This is a genomic window from uncultured Anaerococcus sp., assembly GCF_963510575.1.
Taxonomy (GTDB): Bacteria; Bacillota; Clostridia; order Tissierellales; family Peptoniphilaceae; genus Anaerococcus.
In genome coordinates this window covers 1-26,242 of the sequence record NZ_CAUPFR010000006.1, presented here as the reverse complement: position 1 = coordinate 26,242, position 26,242 = coordinate 1, and the positions used below count along the sequence as shown (strand labels likewise).

Sequence of the window (26,242 nt, the reverse complement as noted above, 5' to 3'; positions counted from 1 at the left end):
TGGTCATGACACCTTTACCATATTTGCTTTATAAAAATGGAAAGAGACTTCTCCAGTCTCCCCGAGCCGACGGGCTTGTTCTCCGCTCGGTCGAAGCGAGGGGGGAGTTGATAGCAAGAGGTCTCTCCAGTCTCCCCGAGCCGACGGGCTTGTTCTCCGCTCGCTCGAGACGAGGGGGAGTTGATGGCGAGAGATTTCTCCAGTTTCCTCGGAATAGCGGTGGGGTGTCATTCTGATTTTTTTCTTTATGACCTGTAAAAATATTTCCTACCCACAAAATTTTTTACAAAAAGCACAAAATTTCTACATATTATTTGAAAAAATCCTCAAAATGTCATATAATATATTTAGTCAGATAGCATAGAATAACAAATTAAAAATATAGGAGATATTATTATGAAAACAAATAGAATACTAGCAGTTGCCTTATCTGCAGGTCTTATCCTTTCAGGTGGTGTTGCCCATGCTCAAGATGCAGGAAATCAACCAGCTGCTCCAGCACCAGCAGAAAAGACACTTTATGATCTTGATCAAGATGTTCAAGCAGCTAAAAAAGATTTGGAAAAAGCTAATAAAGATTTAGCTGATGCAAAAGCAAAACAAGCTGAAGAAGAAAAAAAAGAAAATAATGATGCGGCTATAGAACAAGCAAAACAAGCTGTAACTAATGCACAAACTAAAGTTACTAATGCTGATAAAGCTGTAAAAGAAGCAGAAAAAGCATTTAAAGAAAAAGATGATGCTAGAAAAGCTAAAGAAGAAAAAGAAAGAGTTGCTCCATTAATAGAAGCAGAAGTTAAAAAAGCTAAAGAAGAATTGAGAAAAGCTGGTCTTAAAAATGAAAAAGTATTAAAAAGACTTGAAGGCTTAGATTCTGTTTATGATGTAGATCAAATGAAAGAAAAGCTTCTAAATCAATTTAAGTCTAATTCAATGACTATTGATGAATATAACAAAAAGAACAAACTTGTCACAATTGATGAATGGCTTGAAAATCAAAAAGATGATAAGAAGGTAGAAAAAAAAGATAAAAAAACTACTACAATAGATGATTATCTAATCAAGAAAAACTCTGAAGATGGATACATCAGTAGAGAACAAGCTGAAATTGCAGCTAAAGCATATCTTAAAAAACACCCTGAATTCAATTCTTTCAGAATTATGAAGGGTTTAAATAATAATTACTACTTTGTTCCAGAAATAAATGAAAAAGAAGAAAAGAAACCAGATGTTAAACCAGATGTTAAACCAGATGTTAAACCAGTTCCATCTTATGATTATGAATACCCATTAATCAAACCTGGTAAGGTTGACGAAGAAGTTACTCTTCCTAAACTAGAAGAAAGCAAAGAAGTAGAAACTGAAAAAGAAGCTAAAGAAAAAGAAACTACAGAAGTTAAAGAAAAATCTAAAGCTAAAGAAAACAAGAAAAAAGTAGTAGAAGCAGAAAACAAGAAACAAGCTCCTGCTCGTCAAGCTGGTCGCAAGAATCCAAAGACTGGTCTTGAAAGCGTAGCTCCAGTTCTTTCAACACTTGCTATCTCAATGGCTGGCATTGTTGCAACCAGAAAGAAAAACAACTAGAGTAATTAACTAGCTTGTGATGTAGGGCGAACCTACAACAAATAATTTGCGCAAATTTATCTGACTACAAAACTCGAGCTTAGGCTCGAGTTTTTTGGTGGATTTTTTCCAGATGGTCTTTGGCTAGTCTTATATATTCTTCCATGACTTTGATTCTGGCATATTTTTTTTGGTTGGTGGCGACTATGACCCAGGGATTGTAATTGGTCCTTATTAGCATTTCGTCCATGGCTTCCTGGTAGGCGTCCCATTTTTGCCTGTTGCGCCAGTCTTCGTCGGTGATTTTGTATTGCTTATCTGGATTTCTCTCCCTGTCTTCAAAGCGTTTTAGCTGTTCGTCCTTGTCTATGGTGAGGAAAAATTTGATGACTAGACTGCCGTGGTCGGTGATTTCCTTTTCCATGTTGGTGATTTCTCCGTAGGCCCTGTCCCATTCATTGACTTTGGCGTAGCCTTCGACTCTTTCGACCATGACCCTGCCATACCAAGAGCGGGAGAAGATTGAGACGTAGCCGTCTTTTGGGAGTTTGCTATAAAATCTCCATAGATAGTTGCGGTCTAGTTCTTCTTTTGATGGGGCGGAGATTCCGTAGACTGTGTAAAGTCTAGGGTCGACTTCTTTGATGAGTCTTTCTATGGCACCGTCTTTGCCGGCTGCGTCTACTCCTTCAAAGACTAGGACTTGGCTGATGCCTTTTTCGTAGTATTGGTACATGAGGTCTGCGACTTGTTTTTGGAGTTTTTTCTTTTTTGCTTGGTAGGTTTCTTCGTCTATGGTTTTGTTTAGGTCGAGTTTTTTGAGGATTGATTTGGTTTTTTTGTAGGATCTCTGGGTGTTTTCATTTTCCTTTCTTTGTCTGATGACTCTTTCTATGCCTTGGCTGAGCCTGTCTATGGCTATGCCCAGGGCTTCTTTGGAGGCGGCTTTCCTATCGTTGGAGTCGATTATGTCCCATGGGGCGTAGGGGAAGTCGGTGGCTTTTAGGAGTTTTTTGAAGTGGGTTTCGTAGGCTGGGTAGGAGGTCTGTTGGGCATCGTCCATCCCGTCTATATAGAAATTTTTCTTGATGGAGTTTCTGAGTTCTTTTATCCTCTCCTTTTGCACGTCCTTGTCTATATTGAGGAAAAATTTTATGATGATGGTTTGGTCGTCAAAAAGGGCCTTTTCCGTATTTTTGATGGAGGCGATTTTTGTTGCTATTTCCTTTTCGGATAGGGTTAGGTTTTCAAAAAGCTTGTAGTAAAAAGATCTGTCAAAGAGTTTGACCTTGCCTTTTTTGGGGATATTTACCCAAAATTTCCTGATAAAGGGGTAGGATTTGTCCCAACTATCGTCCTTGTCGGGTACAGCTACGTCAAAGTCCTTGGCTGCGAAGTCTCGGGTCAGGTCCTTGATGACAAAGCCCCTGCCGGATGATTCCCAACCGTCAACTATGATTAAAATTGGAATATTAAGATCAGAGCAAATCCTCGCCATCCTGCCAAGCTTGTTGGCAAGGTCTGCCCTCTTGAAGTCTTGAAATTGAAATTTTTTGCCAGTAGAAATTGTATTTGTCATATGAGCCTTCCTTTGCATTTTATATAGTATTTTTACCCAAAAAAATTTTTCTCCACAAAAAAAGAGACCCTCATGTGCAGGGTCCACATCCGATTGGTTTCCCGTCCCATTCTCCGGACGGTCTGTTGGAATGACGAATTTTTTCCTTATGATTTTCTTAGTATTTCTTGAAAAAATCCCTAATTTCCACAAAAACTTGCCCACTTTCGCCAAGGTCTGGGTGGGAGATGGCAAAGCTGTGGCCTAGATGGTGTGTAGGAGTTTTTTTGAAATCTAATATAAGATGGGGCAGGTCTTTTACGGCTAGGAATTTTTTTAAATCGAGAGCCTGGTCTCTGATAAAATCTTCCTCGCTAGTGGTAATCAAAGTTGGAGGCAAAATGGCAAGAGCCTTTAGGATATTATCTGTAAAGGGGACTTGGTCCTTGCTAAGGCCACATCTTGCAGGCTCATTTATGAGGGAAAGAGAACCGGATTTTAAAAGGCCAGTCATAGGTGAAATCAAAGCCATACCTGAGATATCAATGTCTTTGGCAGGGATGCCAAAAATTTCCCCGAAATTTACATCATTCATAAGGGCAAAAGCCGCAAGGCTTAGAAAAGAACCAGCCGAATCGGAAGTCAGAAAAATCTTGTCGGGATCAAGATTAAACCTGCGAGCATTTTCGTAAATATAGGTAAGACCGTCGAGGACGTCCTTGATTTGGTCCCTCAGGGTCACATGAGGAAGGAGTCTGTAATTGATATTTGCTACATTAAAACCCAAACTAGCCAGCCTTAGGCAGGCGGCTTTGCAAACTTCCTTAGTCCCATAAACCAGGCCACCACCGTGGACATAAATCACAGTAGGGAGGAGATTTCCAAAAGATTTCCCATAATAAATATCAAAATTATGGTAAAAATCCCCGTCATTTTTATAGGACAAATCAGACCAGACTTCCCCCTCGAATCCAGAATAATCCTCCAAAGCCAAACGCCCCTCATCCTTCTTGCTCAAAATCTCAATAATATCCCCAAGCCCCAAATCAGGGTAAAGGTCCTTTTCAAAATCACCCATAAAACCTCAACTTTCTGGTTTTAGTGTACCACAAAAAAAGAAAAAATCCCTAAATCAAAAATTGACCTAGGGAAAAATCTCACCTATTAACGGACCTAGCAACCATAGAAACAGTATGTCTGATGCCTCTGATAGCTAGGCTTAGTTCGAAGATGTTTTCTACTGGTGCGAGGCCTCCGTAGCCGGCATCTCCTATGTGTTGGATATCTACGCCACAGATTTTGTTGGCTATGGCGATTTGTCTGATGGTTTCCTTGCTAGATCCTTCTTGGCTGGTGCCGATGGCTGTCATGACTAGGGCGTCATTGGCGTGGGCAACTTTTACAGCTTCTTTGAGATCATCGCTGTCAAAGCCTGGAACTGTACCCACTGCTGGGACTAGGATTATATCTGCGCCTGCCTTGATGAAGGTCTCTATGGTTTCCTTGCTGGTTACAGGTTCGTCTACACCTGATGAGTGCATCTTGCCTGCTATGATGAGGCCTGAGAAATTTTCCTTGGCTAGTTTTATGGATTCGGCTATGGTTTTGTTGGTAACTCCTGTGCCAGGATTGCCTGTTAGGCACAAGAAGTCCATGCCAAGCTTATCTAGGGCAGCCAAACTGTCTTCATTGACTGTCCTGCCCCTAGAAATAGCTAGGGTGTTTTCCATCATTTTGGCATTTGGGTCTACAGGTTCGAGGTTAACTCCGATTGGTCTACCGACAAGTTTTTTTAGTTCATTTACAAAATCGGCTTGGTTTTCGATGCCGGCAAGCTTTGGTTCTAGGACATCAACTGCGTTTAGGAGGATGAGGTCAGCGCCAAAGGCTCTTGCGATTTCTGCTCCGGTTATATCTCCTATGAAGGCTTCTCTGACGGCAACATTTTCTGCGCAGACTGTCCTGCCTTCGCTTGCCTTGATACTTTGTTTGAGTTCTTTTGCAGAATAGGCACAGAGGTCTGAGGCATTAGAACTTATTAATCTTTTCATTTTATTCTCCTTTATTGAAATTTTCGTTGATTTTATAAAAGGCGTAGGCGTAGATTTTTGTGCATTTTATCAAATCGTCTATGTCCATCCATTCGTTTGGGAGGTGGGCAATCCCGTTTTGTCCTGGGAATGATGGACCAAAGGGGATTATATTTGGGCAAAAATGGGCGTAGGTCATGCCTGTGGTTGTGGTTGGTTTTTCATTTGCCCCTAGATAATCATTGTAGGCGTCATTTAAAATCTCCACTAGGGCAGAATTTTTATCTGCTAGGAAGGCTTCTTCGTAGGATATTAGCCTTACTTTGAGGCCGAGGGCGTTTTCCTCGATTTGTTTTAGGACATAATCCTTATCACAAATAGGCATGGATAGGCTAAATTCTATACCATATTCATCTTTATCCCTAAAAATTTTCTTGCCCCTCAAAATCATCCTACCGAAGTCTTGGTCACTGATGTCTATAGCCAGATTTTTGATTGGGTCGCCGGCAAAGATTTTTTTATTTAGGAAATTTTCAAAACATTCAAAATCTCCTTTTAAGGCGACCTTAGCTCTGGCCCTTTCTCCGTAGATGGCTGGGAATTTATTGTCTGGGGAAAAGCCCATGATAGGTGGTTTTTCCTTAGTTAGATAATAGCTGAGGTCTGCCATGCCACTTTCTTCATCAGAGCCAAAGACAATCCTAAATTCCTTGTTGAAATTTACACCTAATTTCTTTAGGGCATATAGACCGTAAAATGCTGCCATGATTGGGCCCTTGTTGTCAAGTGCCCCCCTAGAATACATCCTGTTTTCGTGGATTTCTCCGGCAAAGGGAGGGTATTTCCAACCCGGCATTTCATCGACCACATCTAGGTGGCCCATGGCGCAAACATAGTCAGTACCTTCGCCGATTGAACAATAAGCCATGTGGTTGTCTACGTTTTTTGTGGCAAAACCCTTTTTGCCAGTGATTTCGATTATTTTTTCTAAAACCCTTTTGCAGGCTAGGCCATAGGGAGCATCAGCTGTGGCTTCCCCTTTTTTGCTAGGGATTTTTATTACTTCTCTTAGGTCCGAAATTAGGTCGTCTCTTAGGGAGTCGACCATTTGGTCAATCTTTTCTTTCATTGCAAATCCTTAATTTTTTCAAATTCTTTTTCATCTAGGCTTTGGATAATTGTTTTTACCAGCCTTAGGCAATTGTCTACATCGTCTGTATTGGCTAGGGTGTGGTTGGTGTGCATATACCTTACTGGGATGGATAGGGTCATATTTATGATTCCATCTAGGGATTTGTGGATATTGCCAGAATCAGTTCCACCCTTGTTAAAGACTGCGTACTGGTATTTTATTTTGTTAGCTTCGCACAAATTTTCGACCCAACGCATGAGTCCCCTGTGGGCTATGGAGTTTGAATCTATAAAGGAAAGGACAAGGCCACCACCGAGTTTGACTGAGTTTTTGTCAAAGACGGTATCACCTGCGAGGGTGGTGTCAATGGCAAAGGCCAGGTCTGGTCTAACTATATCTGTAACCGTGCGAGCACCCCTAAGACCTGGTTCTTCTTGGACGGTAAAGGCCCAGTAGAGGTCGGTTTTGTTGGCAAGCTTCTCAGCTAAAATCTCTTCGCCAAGGTAGGCAGAAATCCTGTTGTCTATGGCCTTGGCTAGGAAAAATTTATCATTAGCAAGGTCAAGGTCTGGTGCATAGGGAACTACCTCATCGCCAATTCCTATATTCAATTTCTCAAAATCCCCATCTTCCAAAGCCAAATCCAGGTAGAGTTCATCCTGGCTTAGGGTTTTGGATTTTTCTTCCGCACTCCTGCCGTGGGTTGCAGGAGAGGATATGACTCCAAAATATCTCTTGCCATCCTTATTGATCAATTGGTAAATTTGTCCAACAACTAAGTGGGTCCAGGTAGAACCAACAGGCCTTAGTTTCAAAAAATTGCCCCTAAAATCTTCTACCAAAAACCCAATTTCATCTATGTGGGTTGCAAACATGAGTTTTAGAGGATTTTGGCTTTGGCTAGGTTTTTTTCTTACAATTAGGCTACCTATCCCGTCTTTTTGAATTTCTAGGTCCTTAGCATCTAGGTTTTTTTCTAAATGATTTACGACCCTGTCTTCAAAAGAGCTTAGGCCGGGAAGGCTTGCAAGGTCTTTGAATTTTCCTACATCCATATCATTCCCCTAAAAATTCGCCAACTTGATCTAGGAAATCAATCAAGAAATTTTCTAGCTTTTCTATGTCGGTTTTAGAAATTATTTCATTGGCTGTTGAGATATTTGCTGTGGCAAGACCTAGGGATAGGCAAGGGGTTCCAGAAATAGTTTTGTGGATAAAAGATCCGTCATTGCCCCTAAGACCAAGGTAGGCCTTAGCTTCAAACCTGTCTTCTACAAAGGATAAAAGTTTCCTATCGGGTAGCATTTGCTTGTCATATTTGCCGACTATTAGGCCATCGCCTAGGGAAATTTTTGGGCTTGAGGCGTTAGTTTCAAAACTTGTGAGTGCTAGGGCGAGGTCTGGCTTTATTACGTAGGTAGCAGTTTTTGTCCCCCTAAAACCGATGGTTGATTGGGATATACCCCCAACATACAAATCAAAAGGATAGGTCTTATCCTTGATTTTTTCGGCTAGGCTTATGGAAAGATACTGGTAGATTTTTTGGCTAAGAGACCTTGCCATTATAAAGTTTTCATCTTCATAAAAGGGCGAATCTAAACTTACAAGGTCGCCTATTTTTACACTTTCTTTTAGCTTATCCTTAGGAGCTAAGACTTCTATATAAAGATCATCTTCGCCAATATTTGTCTTAGAATCTTCAGCAAATTTTACATCTGCCTTTACGATACCTTTTATATTTTTTTTGTTTCTTGTGATTATATTTACTCTTTGATTTAAAAAAGATAATGGAGAAATATCTTCTAGGAGGATGAACCTTATTTTTCCATTATCTTCTATTTCTCTAACCATTAATCCGTATTCATCTAGGGGAAAGGCTATCATTACTTTTTTACGACCGGGATTTGCCTTGTTGAAAAAAACTGAGTTTAGCTTATCTTTTACTATTTTATAGTCATAGGCTTGGTAGGCTTTTTCGAGATAGTCGCTGATTTGTCTTTCAAAACTGGATACGGAATAAATATCGTAGATTTCTTTGATTTTATTTTTTGTCATAATTTTTAATATAAGTGGTCCTTATTTATTTCTCCACCATTGACCTTCCTATCTATATAGTTAGCTAGGTTGTCAAAACTTTCGCTAAGCCCTGTGCCACCTTTTTTTGGCATCTTTAGGATGTCTATCTTGTCCTTAAAGTTAGAGATAGTAGCTTCGTTTTCTTTGGACATCATGGCTAGTACAGGGATATCGGTGTATTCTTTTATACTTAGGGCAATTTCAGCAGACATTAGGGCGTAGTCTTCAAAGTTAAAACATGGCCCACAGACAACTAGGTCTGGTTTTATCTTTTCTGCCATCTTGGTCATTTTTATTACTACTTCTTTTTGGTGGTTTAGAAAATATTCGTTGCCACAATATAAGGTGGCTACAATGCTTGCGGAAATTTTATCAAAATGGGGTTTTAGCATAAGGGCAGAACCAATTCCGCCCTTTGCTATAGCTAGTTCTTGGTTGGGATTTGATTTTCCGCCAGCACCAGCCAAACCCTGATCAAAGATCATTAATACTTTCATTTGTCACTTCTTTCTAAAAATTAATCTAGGCTTAAATCGTCAAATGATAGGGAGTCTATTTCGTCAACTTCTTCTACCTTATTCTTTTCTTCTTCTAGGTATTGCTTATCTAGTAATTTCATGAATGGGTAGTAGATTGCCATGTTTAGGGCAAGTAGGCCTAGCTGTAAGATTACTGCAGAGAAGGTACCTGTGATGAGGTAGCCTGAGAATCCTATTGGGGTTGTCCATGGTAGTTGGATACCAGATGTAACAGGGATAAAGCCTGTGATAGTTGCAAGGTAAGCTATAACTGTATTTGCAATAGGTGATAGGATAAATGGAATAATCATGATTGGGTTTAATACTATTGGTAGACCAAAGATGATTGGTTCGTTAATTCCAAAGATGCCTGCAGGAAGAGATAATCTACCTAAAACTTTCATTCTTTCAGATTTGGCTAGGAATGACATCATTATTACAAGACCTAGTGTTGATCCACCACCACCGAAGTTGCAGAAGAAATCTGAGAATCCAGCTGTGAAGATGTTTGTCATCTTTAGACCAGCTTGAGCTGCTTCGTAGTTTTCAAGTGTAAGAGCCTTGTGGATTGGTGAGAATACTGTATTTGTAACAGCAGGGCCGTTTATACCAAAGAACCAGAAGAGGGTTGATAAGAATTGGTATATAACTTCAAATAGGGCAAATCTTCCTAGACCAACAAGTGGTGCTTGGAGAACTTGGTAAATTAGGTTGTGGAGGTATTCATAAGATGTATGTGAAATAATTATATTTATCACAAAGAAGAATACCATTGATAGGGCTGCAGGGATTAGGGCCGCAAAAGAATCCATTACTGCTGGAGGAACTCCATCAGGTAGTTTGATTACAAGTTTTCTTTTGACTGCCCAAGCAAAAATGCTTACAGATATGATTGCTACTATCATTGATAGGAAGATACCAGCTGTACCAAAGTTTCCAAAGGAGAATCCACGGAATACTTTTTCGGAATCTTCTATATTTACAAAGTCTGGGTGTTTTTGAGGTGTTACTATCAAGAAGGATACTAGGGCAACTGCAGCAGCAGATACCTTATCAGCTAGTCCTTTTTCACGAGCATAGCAATAACCAATAGAAAATGATGCTAGGAGGGCTATACAGTCAAAGGCTATGGCTGTTACTCTGCCAAGATAAGCATCCCAACCTTCTCCAAAAATACCAGCCATAAATTCTTCGTAGCCGTTGATTGGGAAGTTGGCAATTAATAAAAATAGGGAGCCGATAATTACAATTGGGGTTGTAATTAAGAAACCATCTCTAATCGCACTTAATATTTTGTTTTTTGATAAGGTGTTAGCTATTGGGGATAGGAACGAATCTAGTTTTTTTAACATTTCTATTTACCTCCGTTTTTCTTGTATTCTAAGATAGCTGCTTTTAGAACTCTTTCGCCGTTCATTGTGCCATAATCATCAGGATCTATTGGCATGATAACCTTTCCAAGATTGCCGTATTTTTCTTTTGTTTTTTCATAAATGTGGCGTACTTGTGGGCCTAAGAGGATGGCGTCTGGATTTTCTGAATTTATTATTGTATCCATTTCAGAATCAGGAAAGGCCTTTACTTCTATAGGCAAGTTGTGTTCGTTGGCTACTTTTTGCATTTTGCTAGCTAGTAGGCTTGTGGACATACCGGCGTTGCAAAATAAATAAAATTTTTTCATAATTACTTCCTTTTTCTTACATAAGTGTTTGAAATCGCATCTTGAAGTGCTTGATGAGTTTTCTTATCTTTGAGGGCTTTAAAAGATGAATAAGCTATTATAAGGGCCATGGTTGAGGCTAAAATGATATCAAAGCTCTTTGCACCACTAGGGTTTATGTGTTGAAATATGGTTTGGATGATAGTGTTAAAAGGCGAATACAAAATACCTTGGAGGAGGAAACATCCTAGAAAATACCTTTTTGTTAGGGTCATAAGACTAGGTTTGCTTCCGTCCATATTAACTATTTCAAGCTTCATAACCTTATTCATTAGGGTGGCAGTAGTTTTTGAAGTATAAGGGATTAGTACATAGTAGCTAAAGGCTATTAATAGTGACATAAGAATTATTATAGCATCTGCCTTATTACTTTTAATAACTATGGCTCCGTACTTATCTCCAAGTCCAGTAAAAATCAAGCATAGCCTTATGGCTAAGTTTAAAAGGACAGAGGAGATGTACCAGTCTATCATATAAGCAAAGACTCTTTTAATAAAATATCCAGTTTTTGTGTTTTCCTCTATTTTTATTTTAGATTTTTTACTCATCTATTTTCCTAATTTCTTTTATTAGCTGAATATTTTCTTCAGCCATTAATTTTATCACCTCCGTTGTTATTAGTTGGTCTTCGGCGTGCATTAGTAAAAGACCTACTTCTACCTTGTTGCCAGATGCTTCTTCTGTAATTAGGGATGAGTGGGCCTTGTGGGCAAGTCTGTAGGACTTTACACCCTCCTCAATTAGTTCTGAAGCTCTTTTAAAATCACCCTCCCTTGCCTTGGCCATAGCCTCTATATAGTTTGATTTGGCTGTGCCTGCGTGTGAGATGATTTGAAAACAAATCAATTCTAAATCTTCCATATTTCCTCCTATTCTTCTTCTAATAATTTTAGTGGTGCAGTTCTGGTTTTCATATAGTCATCAAGCCAGTCGGAGCTTGCTTCTTTGTAGAGGGTTTTGTCATTTTCCCTGTAGCAGAGATAAACCTTGGCTGGTTGGTTTTCGCCTCCATAAACAAAGGAGAAGCCGTCGATGTTGGTTGCTACGCCAAAATTTCCGTCCTTGTCAATGGCTACTACCGATAGGTCACCACTTTTAGCCCTTTTTTTCTTTAGGATTTTATCCAAATTGTTTACTGCCTGATCACAGGCGTCTTGGACCTGGTATCCTTCTTTCATTAGCCTTACGATTTCGTAGGAGATACAACCTTTCATGAGGTCTTCCCCAAGGCCTGTAGCAGTGGCAGCTCCAACTTCACTGTCCGCATAAAGACCTGATCCAATTACAGGACTATCGCCAACCCTGCCTGGCTTTTTCATAAAAAGTCCACTTGTAGATGTGCCACAGGCGATGTTGCCATCCTTGTCAAGGGCACAAACTCCAACAGTATCGTGACCTATATAGGGTTTTAGGTCTCTTTCCATGGATAATTTTTTTTCTTGGTAGAGACGGTTTTTGTAATGGATTTTTGCCCTATCTGTGAGCATGTTTACCCTTTCAAAACCGTTTTGGTCGGCGTATTTTTCTGCACCTGGTCCTACCAAAAAGTTGTTGGCATCAAATTTTGACAAGTCTCTTGCGACAGCGATTGGGTTTTTAATATTTTTGACTCCTGCAACAGCGCCGAAGTTAAAATTACTTCCGTCCATGAAGGCTGCATCTAGTTCAACTTCCATATTTTCATTTGGTAGGCCACCATAGCCTACAGATTTAAAATAGGGAAAGTTTTCGACTTCTTTTATGGTTTGGGTCATGGCGTCTGCTGCACTTTTGCCATTTGCCAAATCTTTTAGGCTTTTTTCTATGCCTTCGAGGGACATCCTCCAAGTTCCAATTAAAGCGTACATAAGTCCTCCTTTTAGATTATATTTACCTTAAACGTTCAAGAATATGTTCATAAAGTCCATTTGATTATTTGCTTCAAGAGCCCTGGTGACTGACTTGTGGCTTGATAAAAACAAGCCGAGTTTTTCGTAATATAGGCTCATATCAGCTAGTTCCTTGCCTATGATTAGGGAATAAACTAGTCTGGCGCTTGTTTCGTTCCATTTTACAGGATTGTCTAAGACGATAATTATAGAGTAGGAATCTCCATCAACCTGGTCTAGGATGTGGGGGATGGCTATTTGGTTAAACAAGGTATAACCCATATCTTCCCTTTGTTTCAATTGTTTAAGGGCAAGGTCTTTGTTCATGGCAGATTTTTCTTCTATACATTCTGAAATATATTTTAGGATTTCTAACTTGTTTTTAAACTGACTAGTCTTTATGAAGATAGAATTGTTGAACAAGTCGTAGATTTTTGCCAGTCTCTTATCTTCAAAGGCGAGTTTTAAGTTATCCAAGTCATTTTTAGAAAATATTATATCAACATAAACCACAGGGATTTCTAGGTCGTAGTCTAGTTTTATTGATGAAATGACCAGGTCATAATTTTTTAGGTCTAAGTTTTTTAGGCTCCTTAGGTCAGTTGTGTCTAGGCTGTCTATTTTTTCCTTAAATTGCCTGTTTAGCTGGGCTTTCATTATCTGGGCTGAGGAGTTGCCTGAACCACAGATTATAAGGATTTTCTTTTGGTTTACTGAGTTAGAATTCATAGCCGCCATTATGTGGAGGGCTATGTAGCCAATTTCGTCTTCTGATAATTTTGTTTGGTATTTTTCGTTTATTACATTTGCCCCGATTGTTGCCAAAAGGTAGGATATTTTGTTTTCTTTGATGTCATCTAGGATGGGGTTTTTCATGTTAAAACCGTATTTTATCCTATTTGCTAAGGGGCTGAGGTGGATGGCGAGGGAGAAGTAGAAGTCTATATTTGCCCTAAAATCGTATTTGGAGACCTTGTAGATTTCATCGATTATACTTTGTGATAGTTCGAGGATTTCTGTTGATATTTTTTCCTGGTCCCTTATTGTATTTTTGGCTATTAGGTGCATGGTGATGTAGACTAGCTCTTCTTTTGGGATTTGTAGGTCTAGGTTTTTTTCTAGTTCGTTTACAATATTTTTGCCTAACTTATATTCTTTATAGGTTTCGATTTTCTTTTCAAAATCTTTTGCCAGGCTGATATATTTTTTTTGCCTTATTCTTAAAATCGATATATAGATGTGGATGACTAGGTTTTTGAAACTCACATAGGGCATGAAATAAGATTCGCCGAAGTCAATATTTTCTATGATTTCTTGGATTTTGCCAAATAAGTCCTTATCCTTGTCGCCTTCAAAAATTAGGGGATCTTCTCCTATTTCATTTTTGATTGCTAGCCTGATATTTTTCTCACTTCCTTCTACCTTCATGCCGTAGTAGGGTTTTGCTACAAGGTCTAGGTTATAGGTTTCTAGGATTTGCCTTATTAGGGGCAAGTCTTTGTTGATTTGTGATTCACTTACGTGAAAGGTTTCGGCTAGTTCAAATTGTTTGATATAGGAGTTTGAGAATAAGAAGGTCTTTAGGATGTTTACATACCTAAGGTTTTTGTCCCCGTCTTCTTCTTGGTAGTAGGCATATTTGTGCCAATCGTTTTTCAAGAACAGTTTGAATTTGTCCTTGTCATTGATGATAAAAATAAAACCCTTTCCTGGCCTGGATTCTATAAAGGCTCCCTTATCTTTTATAGCTGAATTTAGTAGGTTTATCTCCTTTCTTATGGTTTTAGAAGATAATTCCATTACTTCTCCTATCTCTTTTGACGTATGGTAGTCGTAGTCAAGAGTTAGGTAGTCAAATATTTGTTTTAATCTTGTTTCAATCATATAACCACCTTGTATCTTTATTATAGTAGAGAATAGAAATAAGGTCCACACAAACATTTTCCTTAGCTTTGTGGAAGGTCTTTGCTTTGAAATATTTTTATAGTTTAGATTTACTTTTTGAAATAAAAAAAGAAACCTATTCGATTTCTTTTTTTTGCAAAGATTTAAGATTTAAAATTTATTTTTCCATTTCTCCTAAATATTTTTCGTATTCACCTTGCCAATAAATTTTGTCTTCTTCTGTTATTTCCCTTACGACCTTGGCAGGGTTTCCTACAGCGATTGACATTTCAGGTATATCTTTGGTTACAACTGAGCCTGCTCCGATTATAGAGCCTTTGCCGATTGTAACTGCCGGGAGGATTGTTACGTTGCCTCCTATCCAGACATCATCTTCTAGTTTTATATCTGCTCCTTTTTCTATGCCTGTGGCTCTTATTTCTGGGTCTGTGGGGTGGATGGCTGTGAAGATGCCTGTCCCAGGGCCTATGAGGACCCTATTTCCTATTTCTATTTTTCCCAAATCTACCATGGAGACGTTGAAGTTTATAAAAGACCCATCTCCTATGTGGATATTGTCCCCATAGTCACATCTGAAGGGTGAAAGGACTGTTGATTTGCCGAAGGATCCAAAGAGTTCTTGGCAGATTTCCTTTCTTTCTTTTCTGTCTATGGTCATGTTCAATTTTACTAATTTTTCCCAGCAGGCTGTGAGCCTTTCAACTAGGTAGGCGTCTGTCTTAAATAGTTTGCCTGCTTTTAGGTTTTCGTAGTTTTTCATATATTCAATATACTTTTGATAAATTAAATGACAATTCGTAAAATATTAGTAGAATAATAAGGTTATAACTTATATAGGAGTCTTTATGAATAGGAAAATAGATTTATTGCATGGAAATATTAGGAGCACGCTTTTGAAGCTGTCTTTTCCTTTGGCCCTTACAGCCTTTATCCAGATTGCCTATGGCTTTGTTGATACTATTTGGATTGCAAGGTTGGGCACCAAGGCTATGGCAGGGGTTGGGATAGCTGGTTTTATTTTTTGGATAGGCAATTCCCTTGTCCTTATACCTAAGGTTGGCATGGGAGTTTATGCTTCCCAGGCTTTTGGTTCGCAAAATGAGAAGGAAACGGTGATGATTATTAATAATGGTTTTATCCAGGCTATTGTCATCGGTTTGTTTTTTACAACCTTTTGCCTTATTGTAAAAAATGTTTTTATAGAATTTTATAATTTGGGCCATGAGGCTGAAATGGCTGCCAAGGATTATTTCTTTGTGGTAAGTTTGGGGATGATTTTCTTTTTCCTAGGGCCTATGTTTACCCAGTCTTTTACATCTCTTGGGGATTCTTTTACGCCTTTTGTGATTAATGCTGTGGGTCTTTTTTTCAATATGGTTTTAGACCCGGTTTTAATTTTCGGTCTTGGTCCTTTTCCACATATGGGGGCAAAAGGAGCAGCTCTGGCTACGATTATTAGCCAATTTATAGTTGTTTTGCTTTACTTTTTGCTTGTGATTTCTAAGGACGGGATTATTAAGTCTGCTATTTCTTATATTGATTATAGGGAAAATTGGCAGCTAGAAATTTTTAAGCTTGGTTTGCCTGCGGCTTTATTATCAGGTTTCCATGCGTCAATTTCTATGGTTTTGAATAGGTTTATGTCAGCTTTCGGTCCAACACCTGTTGCTGTTTGCGCTATAGGAAGTCAACTTGAGTCGATTTCTTGGAATACTACTGAGGGTATCCAGGTTGGTATCCAAGCCCTTGTTGCCCAAAATTTTGGGGCTGAGAATAAAAAGAGGGTCAAGGAGTCTATTAAGGAAGCCTTTAGGCTAGTAGCCCTTATCGGTATTATTGCGACTTTGGTTTTGATTATTTTTAGGCACAAACTTTTTGAGCTTTTTACTCCAGAGAGCGAAGAGGCCATAAAACTTGGGGCAAATTATCTCTTTATCCTGGGTCTTTCCCAAGGCTTTATGGCGATTGAGATAGGTTTGGCTGGCTGTTTTAATGGGATGAGCGATACAAAGACTCCTGCTGCCCTTGGCGTGATCAACAATCTCTTGAGGATACCTATAGCCCTTGTTTTGATGCCTTTTGTTGGCGTCTACGGGGTGTGGATTGCGATGAGTTCTACTTCTATTATGAAGGGGATTGTGGCAATGACACTTATTTATAGGAAGATAAAAAAATATATGCAAGGATAAACTCTTCTTCGGAAGAGTTTTTATTTATGAAAGTGTTTGCAATAATTAAGAATATACTATAAAATATAAGAGAGAGAAGAAAAGGAGAGTAAATATGAAACAAGTAAGATTGCCTTATGGCAAAGAATTCGTTGAACTAGAAGTGGGCGATGATGTAGCCGTTCTTGAGAGCAAGGCGCATGATTTTAAGGCAGCAAAAAGCCAAGAAGACCTCGTTAGGGATGCTCTAGCTAATCCAATTGGTACAGAGAAACTATCTGAACTCGTAAAGGGTAAGAAAACCATTACAATAATTTCATCTGACCATACAAGACCAGTACCATCTGCTATAACCATGCCAATCCTTCTAGAGGAAATTAGGTCAACAAACCCAGATGCAGAGATTACCATTCTTATTGCAACAGGTTTCCACAGACCAACTACCCATGAAGAATTAGTTGCTAAATACGGTCAAGAAATCGTTGACAATGAAAATATCGTTGTCCACAAATCTGGCGTAGATGAAGACATGGTTGAGCTTGATACCCTTCCATCAGGCGGAAGACTTCTACTAAACAAGCACGCTGTAAATGCTGACTTATTAATAGCTGAAGGCTTTATTGAACCACACTTTTTCGCAGGTTTCTCTGGTGGTAGAAAATCAGTTCTTCCAGGTATAGCAAGCGAAAAAACAGTTCTTGCCAACCACTGCTCTAAATTCATAGCAAGTGATTATTCAAGAACAGGTATCTTAGTAGAAAACCCAATCCACAAGGACATGGAATTTGCAGCTGAACAAGCAAAACTTGCCTTTATCCTAAACGTTGTAATTGACGCTGATAAGAAGATTATCAATGCCTTTGCAGGTCACAGGGTAAAAGCTCACTTTGAAGGTACTGAATTTGTTAGAGGCCTATCAACTGTTGAGGGTGTAAATGCAGATATAGCTGTAACAAGTAACGGTGGTTACCCACTAGATCAAAACGTATATCAATCAGTAAAATCAATGACAGCAGCAGAAGCAGCAGTAGCTGATGATGGTGTAATCATTGAAGTTTCTAGATGTGATGATGGTCACGGTGGAGAAAGTTTCTACAGAACATTCAAGGAAGCTGCTACACCAAAGGACGTTGAAGATAGGATTCTCCAAATTCCAATGGAAGAAACAATTGCTGACCAATGGGAAATCCAAATTCTTGCAAGAATCCTTGTACGTCATAAAGTTATCTTTGTAACTGATCCAGAAAATAGACAACTAATCGAAGATATGCACATGACCTACGCTGAAAGTCTAGAAGAAGCTTTAAGAATGGCTAAGGAAATCAAGGGCGAAGATGCTAAGGTTGCCTTTGTTCCAGATGGTGTATCTGTAATTGTAAATAAGAAAAAATAAGGATTAAAATAAAAAAAGGCTAAGACTAATAGAAAATATTTTTTAAAACAAAGTGAAAATAGATTTTTCTCAAGCCTGTCCTTAAAAATGATTTATTCTTAAATTTCCAAATTAAAATATGTTTAACTTACAAAGAGACCCCCAAAATTTTGGGGGCCTTCTTTTGTCCTAAATTATTACATAAATTTTTCTATATCCATACCGGAGATTTTTTCTAGGGTCATGTCTGCTTCTTCTTTGATATGGTCCCATTCGTTTTGATTCCATGGGAAGTCTTTGAGGCCTACGGTGATGATTCCTTCTTTTTTGGCGGCCTTTATGGCATAGAGGGCATCGTCAAAAAGCACGCAAGCTTCTGGGTCTACTCCGTGTTTTTTGATGGAGTATTGCCAATAGCCTGGTTCAGATTTTTTCATACCTAAAAGCTCAGGAGTGGCAAAAAAATCAAAGTAATCGTAAATTCCCAGCCTTTTAAGGGCCATTTCCAAGTATTTATAAGGGGTAGATGAGGCTACCGACATGGAAAAGCCTGCATCTTTTAATTTTTTTAGGATTTCAAGGTTGCCCGGTTTGGGACCAAGCTCGTCCTTGTAGCCAGTGTAAATTACATCTTCAAAGTATTTCATAACCTCTTCAAAGGTCATGTCTGTGGCGATTTCATTTGCTATATAGTGGCACATATCATCGATTGAAAGGGCTTCGATTTTGCCTTTTTCTTCTTTGGAGAGTTCTGTAAAGCTATATCCGTATTTGGCGAAGAGTTCATTTTGTGGTTTTATCCAAATGTGCATAGAATCTAAAATTGTCCCGTCAACATCAAATATTAGTTTTTTCATTCTCTACCTTTCTTTTTATCTTTTTGCAGGTTTGTAACCGGCTTTTTCTGCTGCCTTGGCACTTGAAAACCAAGTTACATTGTTTACGCTTATTTTGTTGTAACCTTGTTGGCCTGGTCGGTGGTATTTGCCTGAGGACATATTTGCCTTTATTGGACCCCTGGTTACATCTGCCAAATATGTGCCTTTTTTGCTTGAGATTCTGGCAGTTTTTTGGTTTACAATTGGGAGGTCACCCTTGCCAAGACGAACTGTCTTTTTTGCTTTAACCTTGCTTGTGGTTGGTTTTTCTGATTTTTTTGTGGTTGGGGTAATATTTTCAGCCTTACTAGAAGGAGCCTTTGCTTCAAAATTTGCCCTTGCAGATTCGTTGTAGAGGCCAAGGTCTTTTTCTTGGGCAGTTTTGGCGATTTTCCTAAATTGGTCAAGGTATTTCACATCTGGTGGGAAGGTGGCTAGACTTCCGTAGCCATCACGGAGGAGGATGCCGTTAAACATCTTATCTCTTATTTCTTCGTAGGTTGGATTTGCTGGGTCTTTTGGTAGGCTAAGCCAAATATACCTAAGAGATCTACCATACCTATCTGTTTCTGAAACGTCTTTTTCGAGGTAAACCACCTTGCCCGTGAGGTTTTTCTTGGTAAAATCAGAGGCTTCTTTGCCAAAAAATCCTACAGGTTTTGATGGGTGGACTGTTTCTGGTGTGTCAACTCCAATCATCCTAAGGTTGGTTGTTGTAGAACCTACTTTTACTGTAACAGTATCACCGTCAATTACAGATACTATCTTAGCCTTGGTGAAGTTTTTGCTTTCTTTTTTAGGGGTTGAAGTTTCGTCTTTTGAAGTGATTTTATTTGTAGCCTTAAGCCCGCACTTAAGGTCTAGGTCAAAGGCGTCATAGTAAATAATAGGCTTACTTTCGCTTGCGTAAGAAGTGCCTATGACGCTTAAGCTGATAGCTAGGGTCAATAAAAGTTTTTTCATAAATTTCTCCTTGTTTTATATTTATACTTATATTTTATAATATTTTTATGGCAAAGGCAAAGAAAAGGTCAAAAAAAACAGCCTAAATAAATTAGACTGTTCCCTATTAATATGCTATATTTAAGGCGTTCATAGTTCCAGCTGCGAGTTGCTCAAAAGACCTATGGTTATTCTCAAAAGCTGGTGAATAACGGTTTATAAAAGCTTTATAAGTTGTATAACCCTTGTTAGCATAGGCTTCTCTCATTAGTTTAAAGACAACTTCGATTCCATCTTCAACTGTAGGTGGATTTACCCAAGCAGCTCCTCTTGATGAGTAGGCTGGTGCCCAGTTGCCACCAACACCGTTTTTGTAATAACGGATGCAACCAAAATTGTATTTGCCAACGCCAGCATTCATACCAAAAGTAGTCTCCTTGGCGATTTGACCCATAAAGATACCTACGTTGATACCATATTTGTTTGAAAACTTTAGGATGGTATTTCCATAACCCTTAAGTGGAGTATAGTGGCCACGCTTTTCTAGAAACCTATCTATGTAAGCACCGTTAATATGATCTGGGTTTTTGGTTCTTATGTCAAAATTAGCGAGGTCGCCTTGTCTGTAATTTCTCCAAGAAAGGGCGCCTGGTTCTGTAGTTGTACCTGTAGCATTCCTATTAGAGCCTTTGATGGCAACACGGTCTGGGTGAGCATTTTCGTTATTTGCTTCAAGCTTGTTAGCTGTCTTGTAAGAAGTTTGTTTGATTTCAGTCTTTTTGTGAGGAAGGTCAGCTCCTTTTTTAAGACCCAAAGTCTCATCGAGGTCAAAAGCCTTGTACTCAACAACTTGGCTTTCAACTGATTCTGTATTTTCATTTGAAACTTCTTCTGCTGCTAGGGATGGGCTTGCCATAGCCAAAGCCGACACAGTAAAAAGTCCGGTTAATATATATTTAAAATTCTTCATTTTATCTCCTTTTCTTTATGACATTTTATATTCTAACCCAATTTTACTAATTTGTCAACAAAAATGTTACGAATTTGTTACTTTATCCGGGAAATCCTTGGCTAATTTGGGAAAACTAGGATTATTTTGTATTATTTTTGTAACTATGATTAAAGAATGGAAAATAATTGCTCGAGGAAAAGGTTGTCTGCCCTTGCTTTATTAATTTTTTACTTTGTTATATAATAGTTATAAAGAACTTAGAAGGGGAGAGATGTATGAATATTTTATGGGAATTATATACGACTTTTGTCAAAATCGGCTTAATGACTTTTGGAGGAGGCTACGCCATGCTCCCAATTCTCGAAAGAGAAGTCGTCGATAAGAAAAAGTGGGCGACTAGTGAAGAGATTTTAGATTATTACGCCATAGGTCAATCCACACCTGGGATTATAGCCATAAATACAGCGACCTTTTGTGGCTACAAGTTGGCAAAAAATATGGGAGGAGTGGTGGCAAGTCTGGGTTTTATAACCCCATCTATTATCATAATTACTATCATATCTAGTTTTTTGAAAAATTTTTCCCACATAGCAGCTATAGGCCACGCCTTTGCAGGCATTAGGATTGGTGTATGTGCCTTGGTTTTGTATTCGGTCATAAAAATGCTAAAGAAAAATGCTAATACAGTTGGAAAATTTTCTGTATTTTTCTTAACTTTTTTAGCTATAGCAGTTTTTAAAATTTCGCCAGTGATAATTGTAATAGGTGTTGGGCTTTTAGGAATTATTTTAGGGAGGATTAGAAATGCTTAGGATGATGTGGGAATTTTTCAAGGCAGGTTTGTTTGCCGTGGGAGGTGGTATGGCAACTATCCCCTTCCTCCAAGCTATGGGAGAAAAATATGGATATTTCACTAGCCAAGAGCTTTTGGATATGATTGCTGTTTCTGAGTCGACTCCAGGCGCTATAGGTATAAATATGGCAACCTATGCCGGTATCAAGGCTTACGGTCCAATCGGGGGAATCCTCGCTACACTCGCCTTGGTTACAGGTCCCATTATAATTATCCTCATAATAGCAAGGATGATTTTGGCCTTTAAAAATTCAAAATTAGTTGCTGATGCCTTTACCACCTTAAGACCAGCCACAGCTGGCCTAATCCTTGGCGCTATGGCAACAGTCCTTGTCCTTACCCTTTTTGATACAGAGACCTTTGCCCAAACAGGCGAGCTACTTTTGTTATTAAGACCAATCCCAATAGGCCTTTTTGCAGTCTTTACTCTGGTTTTATTCAAATTCAAAAAGCTCAGTCCTCTTTGGATAATAGTAGCAGGTGCAGGAATTGGAGTGGTTTTGGGCTTGTAATTAATAAAGTTATATTTAAGGAAGGTTTCTAATTTATAAAAATAGGCAAAAAAATTCCCAGAGTCCTTTTGGATTCTGGGAATTTTTTTATTTTACTTTTCTAAATTTTTTCTAGCTTATTTTCTTCTTATAGTCTTGCTGATTTCCCCGAATACAAGTGGGATTGAAGCGAGGATTAGAACTGGAATCCATTCCCATGTTAGGGATACGACTTCAAAGAGTTTTGTCAAAATTGGCACGTACATTACAACTAATAGTAGGGCAAAGGATAGGATTACCGCCTTGATTAGGTGTGGGTTTGATCCAAATCCTAATTCCTTTAGGGTGTATTTTGTGCTCCTTACTGAGAAGGCTCTTAGTAGTTCTGATGTGATTAGGGTTGCAAATACCATTGTGTGGGCACCTTCGATTGAGTCAGGGAAAATCCATTTTAGGCCAACTATATAAGAAGCAAGGACTGCGAGTGTTATAAATATTGACTGGCTAATTAGATTTGTTCTGATATCGCCAGAGATAATTGATTCTCTTGGGTCCCTTGGTGGTTCTTCCATGAGGCCTGGCTCTGCTGGTTCAACACCTAAAGCTAGGGCTGGGAAGGCATCTGTGACTAGGTTTAGCCAAAGTAGTTGGATTGGGGTAAGTGGACTAGGAAGTCCCATTAAAATTGATAGGAAAACTATCAAAACTTCTGCAATGTTACATGATAGGAGGAAGGATACAAACTTTTTGATGTTTGAAAAGATCACTCTTCCTTCTTCAACTGCATTTACTATGGTTGCAAAGTTATCGTCAACCAGAATCATATCTGAAGCGTCTTTGGCAACGTCTGTACCTGTAATACCCATAGCCACACCTATGTCAGCGTTTTTGATAGCAGGAGCGTCATTTACTCCGTCACCAGTCATGGCTACTACATTGTCATTGGCTTCTAGGGCCTTAACAAGTTGGACCTTGTTTTCTGGAGAAACCCTGGCGAAAATCCTCTTGGTTTTGACGATTTCCCTGATTTCCTCGTGGGTCTTATCATTTAGTTCTGATCCTTGCATGGCTTGGTCACGGCTTGTTGCAATTCCCAAATCTTTGGCAATAGCAAGGGCTGTTTCAAAATAATCGCCAGTTATCATTATGACATCAATTCCTGATGCGTGACATTCGGCAACAGCTGCCTTGGCTTCTGGCCTTGCTGGGTCAATCATGCCTGTAAGACCAACAAAAATCATATCTTTTTCGATATTTTCTGTAGTAAGGTCTTGGTCAAGAGTTTCTAGAGGTCTAAAGGCGTAGGCCATTACCCTAAGAGCCTGACTTGCTAGGTCGTTGTTCTTATCGGCAAGTTTTTTGCGATAAGTATCGGTAAATTCTTCCATTTGACCATTGATTAAAATTTGAGAAGAATTGCCCATAACAACATCTGGTGCACCCTTGGTCATGGCGTAGTATTTGCCATCAAGCTCGTGGAAGGTAGTCATCATCTTCCTTGTGGAATCAAATGGGATTTCCTGGAGTCTTGGGTGTTTGTCGTTAAGGGTCTCTTGGTTGATATTCCATTTTTCTGCCAAGGTTAGCATGGCACCTTCGGTTGGGTCGCCTGTAATCTTGTATTCTTCGCCTTGGCGAATAAGATTTGCATCATTACAAAGACTAGCAATAGTCATTAATAATTCGATTTGACTGTCAGAACTAATTACTTCTTTGTTTTGCCTTCTGATATCACCCTCTGGCCTATAACCAGTACCTTCGACTTCGTATTCCTCATCGTTGGTGAAAATTTTTGTGATAGTCATCTCGTTTTGGGTCAAGGTTCCAGTTTTATCTGAGCAGATAACTGTGGTTGAACCAAGGGTTTCTACAGATAGGAGGTTTTTTACGATTGCCTTCCTGTCTGCCATCCTGTTCATACCAATAGAAAGGACAATAGTTACAACAGCTGTCAAACCTTCTGGGATAGCTGCAACTGCAAGGGAAACTGCCACCATGAAATTCTCTAAAAGATTATGACTGCCCCTAAAATATCCTAGGGCAAAAACCCCTATACAAACCACAACGACAAGGACAGCGAGAATCTTAGAAAGGGTTTTAAGTTGCTTTTGGAGAGGAGTTTCCTTATCCTCAACCTCATCCAAACTTACAGCAATTTTGCCGATTTCAGTTTCTTCTCCAGTATTTGCCACAAGGCCCATGCCGTGGCCGTAGGTAACAATAGAAGATGAGTGGACATAATTTTCCCTATCACCAATTCCTACATCTTCATTTGTTTCAAAACTTGCGTCCTTTTCTACAGCCACAGATTCACCTGTAAGCGAAGATTCGTCTATCTTTAGGTTTGATGACTCGATAAGCCTCATATCAGCTGGGATAATATCCCCAGTTTCGATAACAACCACATCTCCCGGCACTAATTCTTCTGCCTTTACGTGGCTTCTTTGTCCATCACGGATAACAGTAGCCTCAGGCGAGCTCATCTTTTGTAAAGCTGCCACAGAGTCCTCTGCCTTTCCCTCCTGGATGATAGACATAATGGCGTTAATAACAACGATTGCGATAATAATTACACATTCAATTACATCGCCTGTAAAAGCTGACACAATAGCAGCGATTACCAAAAGAATAACCATAGGATCAGCTAATTGTTCGATAATCTTCTTCATAAGGCTCTTTTTATTTGATGACTCAATAGCATTTGGGCCATACTTTTCAAGCCTAGCTTTGGCTTCAGATGAGGTAAGTCCACGCTTAGCGTCAGCTCCGTGTTTTTTGATTACTTCATTAAGACTGCCTTTATAGTCCATAATTCCTCCTTAAAAATTTTGCAAAATATAAAAAAAGCGGGGCTTAGTGAGTTATACTCATTAGCTCCGTCTCGCCACCTTCTAGGGTTTATTTAACCGGGTAAAAACCGTTCTGACGATTAAATAATTGGGCTACTCCCTTTTGCTAGTAATATTATATAGCAAATAAAAGCAAAATCAATTAAAGATTGGCACTTACTTGGTATCCTTAAGGTCAAACTTCTTCCTCAAAACCAACTTAGAAAGGCCAAACAAAAGCAAAAAGAAAATCAAAAGAGAAATAATTACTATAATAGATAGAATCTCCCTAGAAATCTCAAGATAAATTAAAATAGGAAGGATAATCCCATAAAACAAAATTCCAAGCCCAATAGAAAGACACCCCGCAAACTTGTTGCCAAAAATCCAAGTATCGCGAGAAAAACAAGCCTCCCAAACATGAAAACCAACAGACATATCAGGATGATCTGTGTGGAAAAATATAAAAAATATTCCTATATAAATTGAAAAAATAAGAAGCATCAAATCGCCAACAATAACTGGTCCCATTCTTTTTTCTCCTCTTTATCCTTGATAAATTAAATTAGGGAAATTTTCCCTAATACCCTTTGTTTTAATATACCATATTTTTGTCTTTTATAGAATTATTCTATATATTGTTCTTCATTGTAATCTGGTAAATTAGATTTTTATTCCACTTACATTTGAATCTTCGTTTCTGGGGGAACCCCTAGGGGGCTTTCCGTATGCCCCCTCATCGGGTTCCCCCAGGCCCCCTTTCCGTTACACCCCCGAACGGCTCCTTATGCGGAGTGCGGGTAATGAAGCTTGCTTATCGCAAGCTTTTTTTGGTAGAAAGTATAGCACTGTATATGATTACGTATATCCTTACTATCATTCTAATTATCAAAGCCCTAAAAATCGCAAACTCGCTAACGCTCAAACATGCGATTTTCTTTACGGGCTTCTTGATTAGAATTTAGGCCTTGGTAGATTAGGGAATTGGTATCGAAGTACATAGAGGACTTAGGCTAGTTTGGCTTTCGCCAAATATTGCTAGATGAGTTTTGCATTCTAAAACGAAGAGTTAAAAACTTAAGACCAAGTATTTTAAAATCCCAAGACTCCGTTAAGAAAATTGCACTGACAACTCTTTACGAATAAAAGCATTATAAATACTGTGAACTAATTTATAAATAAAAACACAAATCAGACCAGATTGCAATTTTTAGGAGGCTTGGGATTTTAAAAAGTTAGAATAATATTATACATAAACAAGGTCACCTCCATATTAACTCGTTTGCCGACAGGCAAACTCCTTATCCCCCGAGAGGGGCCGGCCGGAGGGGGTAGCCGAGTGGGGTCTGGGGAGGCAGGTTGGGGAACGTCCGGAACGTTCCCCTGGG

General features: G+C 39.0%; 24 protein-coding genes. 5 read left to right on the top strand and 19 right to left on the bottom strand.

Translation table 11 applies throughout. The features are described from left to right. Positions 1-396: 396 nt before the first annotated feature. Positions 397-1,584, top strand: coding sequence for a hypothetical protein (locus tag RQ907_RS01215; protein WP_311491583.1), 1,188 nt, complete (start codon positions 397-399; stop codon positions 1,582-1,584). A 79-nt stretch (positions 1,585-1,663) separates the two neighbouring features. Here RQ907_RS01215 and RQ907_RS01210 read toward each other — a convergent pair whose 3' ends face one another. The 14 genes from RQ907_RS01210 to RQ907_RS01145 all read right to left on the bottom strand — a co-directional run bounded on the left by RQ907_RS01210 (position 1,664) and on the right by RQ907_RS01145 (position 15,130). Further along, entirely contained in the window at positions 1,664-3,142 is a 1,479-nt protein-coding gene (locus tag RQ907_RS01210; protein WP_311491582.1) for a hypothetical protein, read from the bottom strand. A 157-nt stretch (positions 3,143-3,299) separates the two neighbouring features. Beyond that, positions 3,300-4,199, bottom strand: a complete 900-nt coding sequence (locus tag RQ907_RS01205) for an alpha/beta hydrolase (protein ID WP_311491581.1) — start codon at positions 4,197-4,199, stop codon at positions 3,300-3,302. A gap of 79 nt (positions 4,200-4,278) precedes the next feature. Continuing rightward, positions 4,279-5,172 (bottom strand): haloacid dehalogenase-like hydrolase, encoded by an 894-nt coding sequence (locus RQ907_RS01200; protein WP_311491580.1) that lies wholly within the window; start codon positions 5,170-5,172, stop codon positions 4,279-4,281. A gap of 1 nt (position 5,173) precedes the next feature. After that, positions 5,174-6,280 carry a Sapep family Mn(2+)-dependent dipeptidase gene (locus RQ907_RS01195; protein ID WP_311491579.1) on the bottom strand — a complete coding sequence of 369 codons (1,107 nt, stop codon included), beginning with the start codon at positions 6,278-6,280 and terminating at the stop codon, positions 5,174-5,176. Then, entirely contained in the window at positions 6,277-7,338 is a 1,062-nt protein-coding gene (locus tag RQ907_RS01190; RefSeq protein ID WP_311491578.1) for a hypothetical protein, read from the bottom strand. Before RQ907_RS01190 ends, RQ907_RS01195 begins: the two co-directional genes overlap by 4 nt. A gap of 1 nt (position 7,339) precedes the next feature. Then, complete coding sequence (locus tag RQ907_RS01185; RefSeq protein ID WP_311491577.1) at positions 7,340-8,338, bottom strand: hypothetical protein; 999 nt, start codon at positions 8,336-8,338, stop codon at positions 7,340-7,342. Positions 8,339-8,343: 5 nt separating this feature from the next. Beyond that, positions 8,344-8,856 carry a GrdB-related putative oxidoreductase gene (locus tag RQ907_RS01180; RefSeq protein WP_311491576.1) on the bottom strand — a complete coding sequence of 171 codons (513 nt, stop codon included), beginning with the start codon at positions 8,854-8,856 and terminating at the stop codon, positions 8,344-8,346. Positions 8,857-8,876: 20 nt separating this feature from the next. After that, positions 8,877-10,229: a PTS transporter subunit EIIC gene (locus RQ907_RS01175; RefSeq protein WP_311491575.1), complete on the bottom strand. Its 1,353-nt coding sequence runs from the start codon at positions 10,227-10,229 to the stop codon at positions 8,877-8,879. A 2-nt stretch (positions 10,230-10,231) separates the two neighbouring features. Further along, positions 10,232-10,558: a PTS sugar transporter subunit IIB gene (locus tag RQ907_RS01170; protein ID WP_311491574.1), complete on the bottom strand. Its 327-nt coding sequence runs from the start codon at positions 10,556-10,558 to the stop codon at positions 10,232-10,234. 2 nt (positions 10,559-10,560) lie between these two features. Continuing rightward, positions 10,561-11,145, bottom strand: a complete 585-nt coding sequence (locus tag RQ907_RS01165; protein ID WP_311491573.1) for an RDD family protein — start codon at positions 11,143-11,145, stop codon at positions 10,561-10,563. After that, a complete protein-coding gene (locus RQ907_RS01160; protein WP_209774504.1) occupies positions 11,138-11,458 on the bottom strand; it encodes a PTS lactose/cellobiose transporter subunit IIA in 321 nt (106 codons plus the stop codon). The genes RQ907_RS01165 and RQ907_RS01160 overlap by 8 nt, the downstream gene beginning before the upstream one ends. 8 nt (positions 11,459-11,466) lie before the next feature. After that, positions 11,467-12,444, bottom strand: coding sequence for a N(4)-(beta-N-acetylglucosaminyl)-L-asparaginase (locus tag RQ907_RS01155; RefSeq protein ID WP_311491572.1), 978 nt, complete (start codon positions 12,442-12,444; stop codon positions 11,467-11,469). Between the two features lie 27 nt (positions 12,445-12,471). Then, positions 12,472-14,349: a BglG family transcription antiterminator gene (locus RQ907_RS01150; protein WP_311491571.1), complete on the bottom strand. Its 1,878-nt coding sequence runs from the start codon at positions 14,347-14,349 to the stop codon at positions 12,472-12,474. 178 nt (positions 14,350-14,527) lie between these two features. Further along, positions 14,528-15,130, bottom strand: a complete 603-nt coding sequence (locus RQ907_RS01145; RefSeq protein WP_311491570.1) for a sugar O-acetyltransferase — start codon at positions 15,128-15,130, stop codon at positions 14,528-14,530. A gap of 85 nt (positions 15,131-15,215) precedes the next feature. Between RQ907_RS01145 and RQ907_RS01140 the strand changes: the two genes are divergently transcribed. Both RQ907_RS01140 and larA read left to right on the top strand, forming a co-directional pair. Further along, positions 15,216-16,559 (top strand): MATE family efflux transporter, encoded by a 1,344-nt coding sequence (locus tag RQ907_RS01140; protein WP_311491569.1) that lies wholly within the window; start codon positions 15,216-15,218, stop codon positions 16,557-16,559. 94 nt (positions 16,560-16,653) lie between these two features. Beyond that, positions 16,654-17,931: a nickel-dependent lactate racemase gene (gene larA / locus RQ907_RS01135; protein ID WP_311491568.1), complete on the top strand. Its 1,278-nt coding sequence runs from the start codon at positions 16,654-16,656 to the stop codon at positions 17,929-17,931. 176 nt (positions 17,932-18,107) lie between these two features. Here larA and RQ907_RS01130 read toward each other — a convergent pair whose 3' ends face one another. The 3 genes from RQ907_RS01130 to RQ907_RS01120 all read right to left on the bottom strand — a co-directional run bounded on the left by RQ907_RS01130 (position 18,108) and on the right by RQ907_RS01120 (position 20,700). Continuing rightward, the gene (locus tag RQ907_RS01130; protein ID WP_311491567.1) at positions 18,108-18,767 is read right to left on the bottom strand and encodes an HAD family phosphatase; all 660 of its coding nucleotides are present in this window, start codon (positions 18,765-18,767) and stop codon (positions 18,108-18,110) included. A gap of 15 nt (positions 18,768-18,782) precedes the next feature. Next, a complete protein-coding gene (locus RQ907_RS01125; RefSeq protein ID WP_311491566.1) occupies positions 18,783-19,751 on the bottom strand; it encodes a thermonuclease family protein in 969 nt (322 codons plus the stop codon). A 106-nt stretch (positions 19,752-19,857) separates the two neighbouring features. Further along, the gene (locus RQ907_RS01120; protein WP_311491565.1) at positions 19,858-20,700 is read right to left on the bottom strand and encodes a hypothetical protein; all 843 of its coding nucleotides are present in this window, start codon (positions 20,698-20,700) and stop codon (positions 19,858-19,860) included. A gap of 257 nt (positions 20,701-20,957) precedes the next feature. Between RQ907_RS01120 and RQ907_RS01115 the strand changes: the two genes are divergently transcribed. Beyond that, positions 20,958-21,494 (top strand): chromate transporter, encoded by a 537-nt coding sequence (locus RQ907_RS01115; protein WP_311491564.1) that lies wholly within the window; start codon positions 20,958-20,960, stop codon positions 21,492-21,494. Further along, positions 21,487-22,047: a chromate transporter gene (locus RQ907_RS01110; RefSeq protein WP_311491563.1), complete on the top strand. Its 561-nt coding sequence runs from the start codon at positions 21,487-21,489 to the stop codon at positions 22,045-22,047. The genes RQ907_RS01115 and RQ907_RS01110 overlap by 8 nt, the downstream gene beginning before the upstream one ends. Positions 22,048-22,163: 116 nt before the next feature. Here the strand turns inward: RQ907_RS01110 and RQ907_RS01105 are convergent, their stop codons facing one another. Then, positions 22,164-24,836 (bottom strand): cation-translocating P-type ATPase, encoded by a 2,673-nt coding sequence (locus tag RQ907_RS01105; protein ID WP_311491562.1) that lies wholly within the window; start codon positions 24,834-24,836, stop codon positions 22,164-22,166. A 195-nt stretch (positions 24,837-25,031) separates the two neighbouring features. Further along, the gene (locus RQ907_RS01100; protein ID WP_311491561.1) at positions 25,032-25,385 is read right to left on the bottom strand and encodes a hypothetical protein; all 354 of its coding nucleotides are present in this window, start codon (positions 25,383-25,385) and stop codon (positions 25,032-25,034) included. Positions 25,386-26,242 lie beyond the last annotated feature (857 nt).

Bases quoted from the DNA above. Each gene is read 5' to 3' on its own strand.
- RQ907_RS01100 (WP_311491561.1), bottom strand. From the start codon at position 25,385: ATGGGACCAGTTATTGTTGGCGATTTGATGCTTCTTATTTTTTCAATT.
- RQ907_RS01175 (WP_311491575.1), bottom strand. From the start codon at position 10,229: ATGTTAAAAAAACTAGATTCGTTCCTATCCCCAATAGCTAACACCTTA.
- RQ907_RS01140 (WP_311491569.1), top strand. From the start codon at position 15,216: ATGAATAGGAAAATAGATTTATTGCATGGAAATATTAGGAGCACGCTT.
- RQ907_RS01115 (WP_311491564.1), top strand. From the start codon at position 20,958: ATGAATATTTTATGGGAATTATATACGACTTTTGTCAAAATCGGCTTA.
- RQ907_RS01120 (WP_311491565.1), bottom strand. From the start codon at position 20,700: ATGAAGAATTTTAAATATATATTAACCGGACTTTTTACTGTGTCGGCT.
- RQ907_RS01200 (WP_311491580.1), bottom strand. From the start codon at position 5,172: ATGAAAAGATTAATAAGTTCTAATGCCTCAGACCTCTGTGCCTATTCT.
- RQ907_RS01210 (WP_311491582.1), bottom strand. From the start codon at position 3,142: ATGACAAATACAATTTCTACTGGCAAAAAATTTCAATTTCAAGACTTC.
- RQ907_RS01170 (WP_311491574.1), bottom strand. From the start codon at position 10,558: ATGAAAAAATTTTATTTATTTTGCAACGCCGGTATGTCCACAAGCCTA.
- RQ907_RS01185 (WP_311491577.1), bottom strand. From the start codon at position 8,338: ATGACAAAAAATAAAATCAAAGAAATCTACGATATTTATTCCGTATCC.
- RQ907_RS01215 (WP_311491583.1), top strand. From the start codon at position 397: ATGAAAACAAATAGAATACTAGCAGTTGCCTTATCTGCAGGTCTTATC.
- RQ907_RS01105 (WP_311491562.1), bottom strand. From the start codon at position 24,836: ATGGACTATAAAGGCAGTCTTAATGAAGTAATCAAAAAACACGGAGCT.
- RQ907_RS01130 (WP_311491567.1), bottom strand. From the start codon at position 18,767: ATGAAAAAACTAATATTTGATGTTGACGGGACAATTTTAGATTCTATG.
- RQ907_RS01190 (WP_311491578.1), bottom strand. From the start codon at position 7,338: ATGGATGTAGGAAAATTCAAAGACCTTGCAAGCCTTCCCGGCCTAAGC.
- RQ907_RS01155 (WP_311491572.1), bottom strand. From the start codon at position 12,444: ATGTACGCTTTAATTGGAACTTGGAGGATGTCCCTCGAAGGCATAGAA.
- RQ907_RS01160 (WP_209774504.1), bottom strand. From the start codon at position 11,458: ATGGAAGATTTAGAATTGATTTGTTTTCAAATCATCTCACACGCAGGC.
- larA (WP_311491568.1), top strand. From the start codon at position 16,654: ATGAAACAAGTAAGATTGCCTTATGGCAAAGAATTCGTTGAACTAGAA.
- RQ907_RS01145 (WP_311491570.1), bottom strand. From the start codon at position 15,130: ATGAAAAACTACGAAAACCTAAAAGCAGGCAAACTATTTAAGACAGAC.
- RQ907_RS01150 (WP_311491571.1), bottom strand. From the start codon at position 14,349: ATGATTGAAACAAGATTAAAACAAATATTTGACTACCTAACTCTTGAC.
- RQ907_RS01165 (WP_311491573.1), bottom strand. From the start codon at position 11,145: ATGAGTAAAAAATCTAAAATAAAAATAGAGGAAAACACAAAAACTGGA.
- RQ907_RS01125 (WP_311491566.1), bottom strand. From the start codon at position 19,751: ATGAAAAAACTTTTATTGACCCTAGCTATCAGCTTAAGCGTCATAGGC.
- RQ907_RS01205 (WP_311491581.1), bottom strand. From the start codon at position 4,199: ATGGGTGATTTTGAAAAGGACCTTTACCCTGATTTGGGGCTTGGGGAT.
- RQ907_RS01180 (WP_311491576.1), bottom strand. From the start codon at position 8,856: ATGAAAGTATTAATGATCTTTGATCAGGGTTTGGCTGGTGCTGGCGGA.
- RQ907_RS01110 (WP_311491563.1), top strand. From the start codon at position 21,487: ATGCTTAGGATGATGTGGGAATTTTTCAAGGCAGGTTTGTTTGCCGTG.
- RQ907_RS01195 (WP_311491579.1), bottom strand. From the start codon at position 6,280: ATGAAAGAAAAGATTGACCAAATGGTCGACTCCCTAAGAGACGACCTA.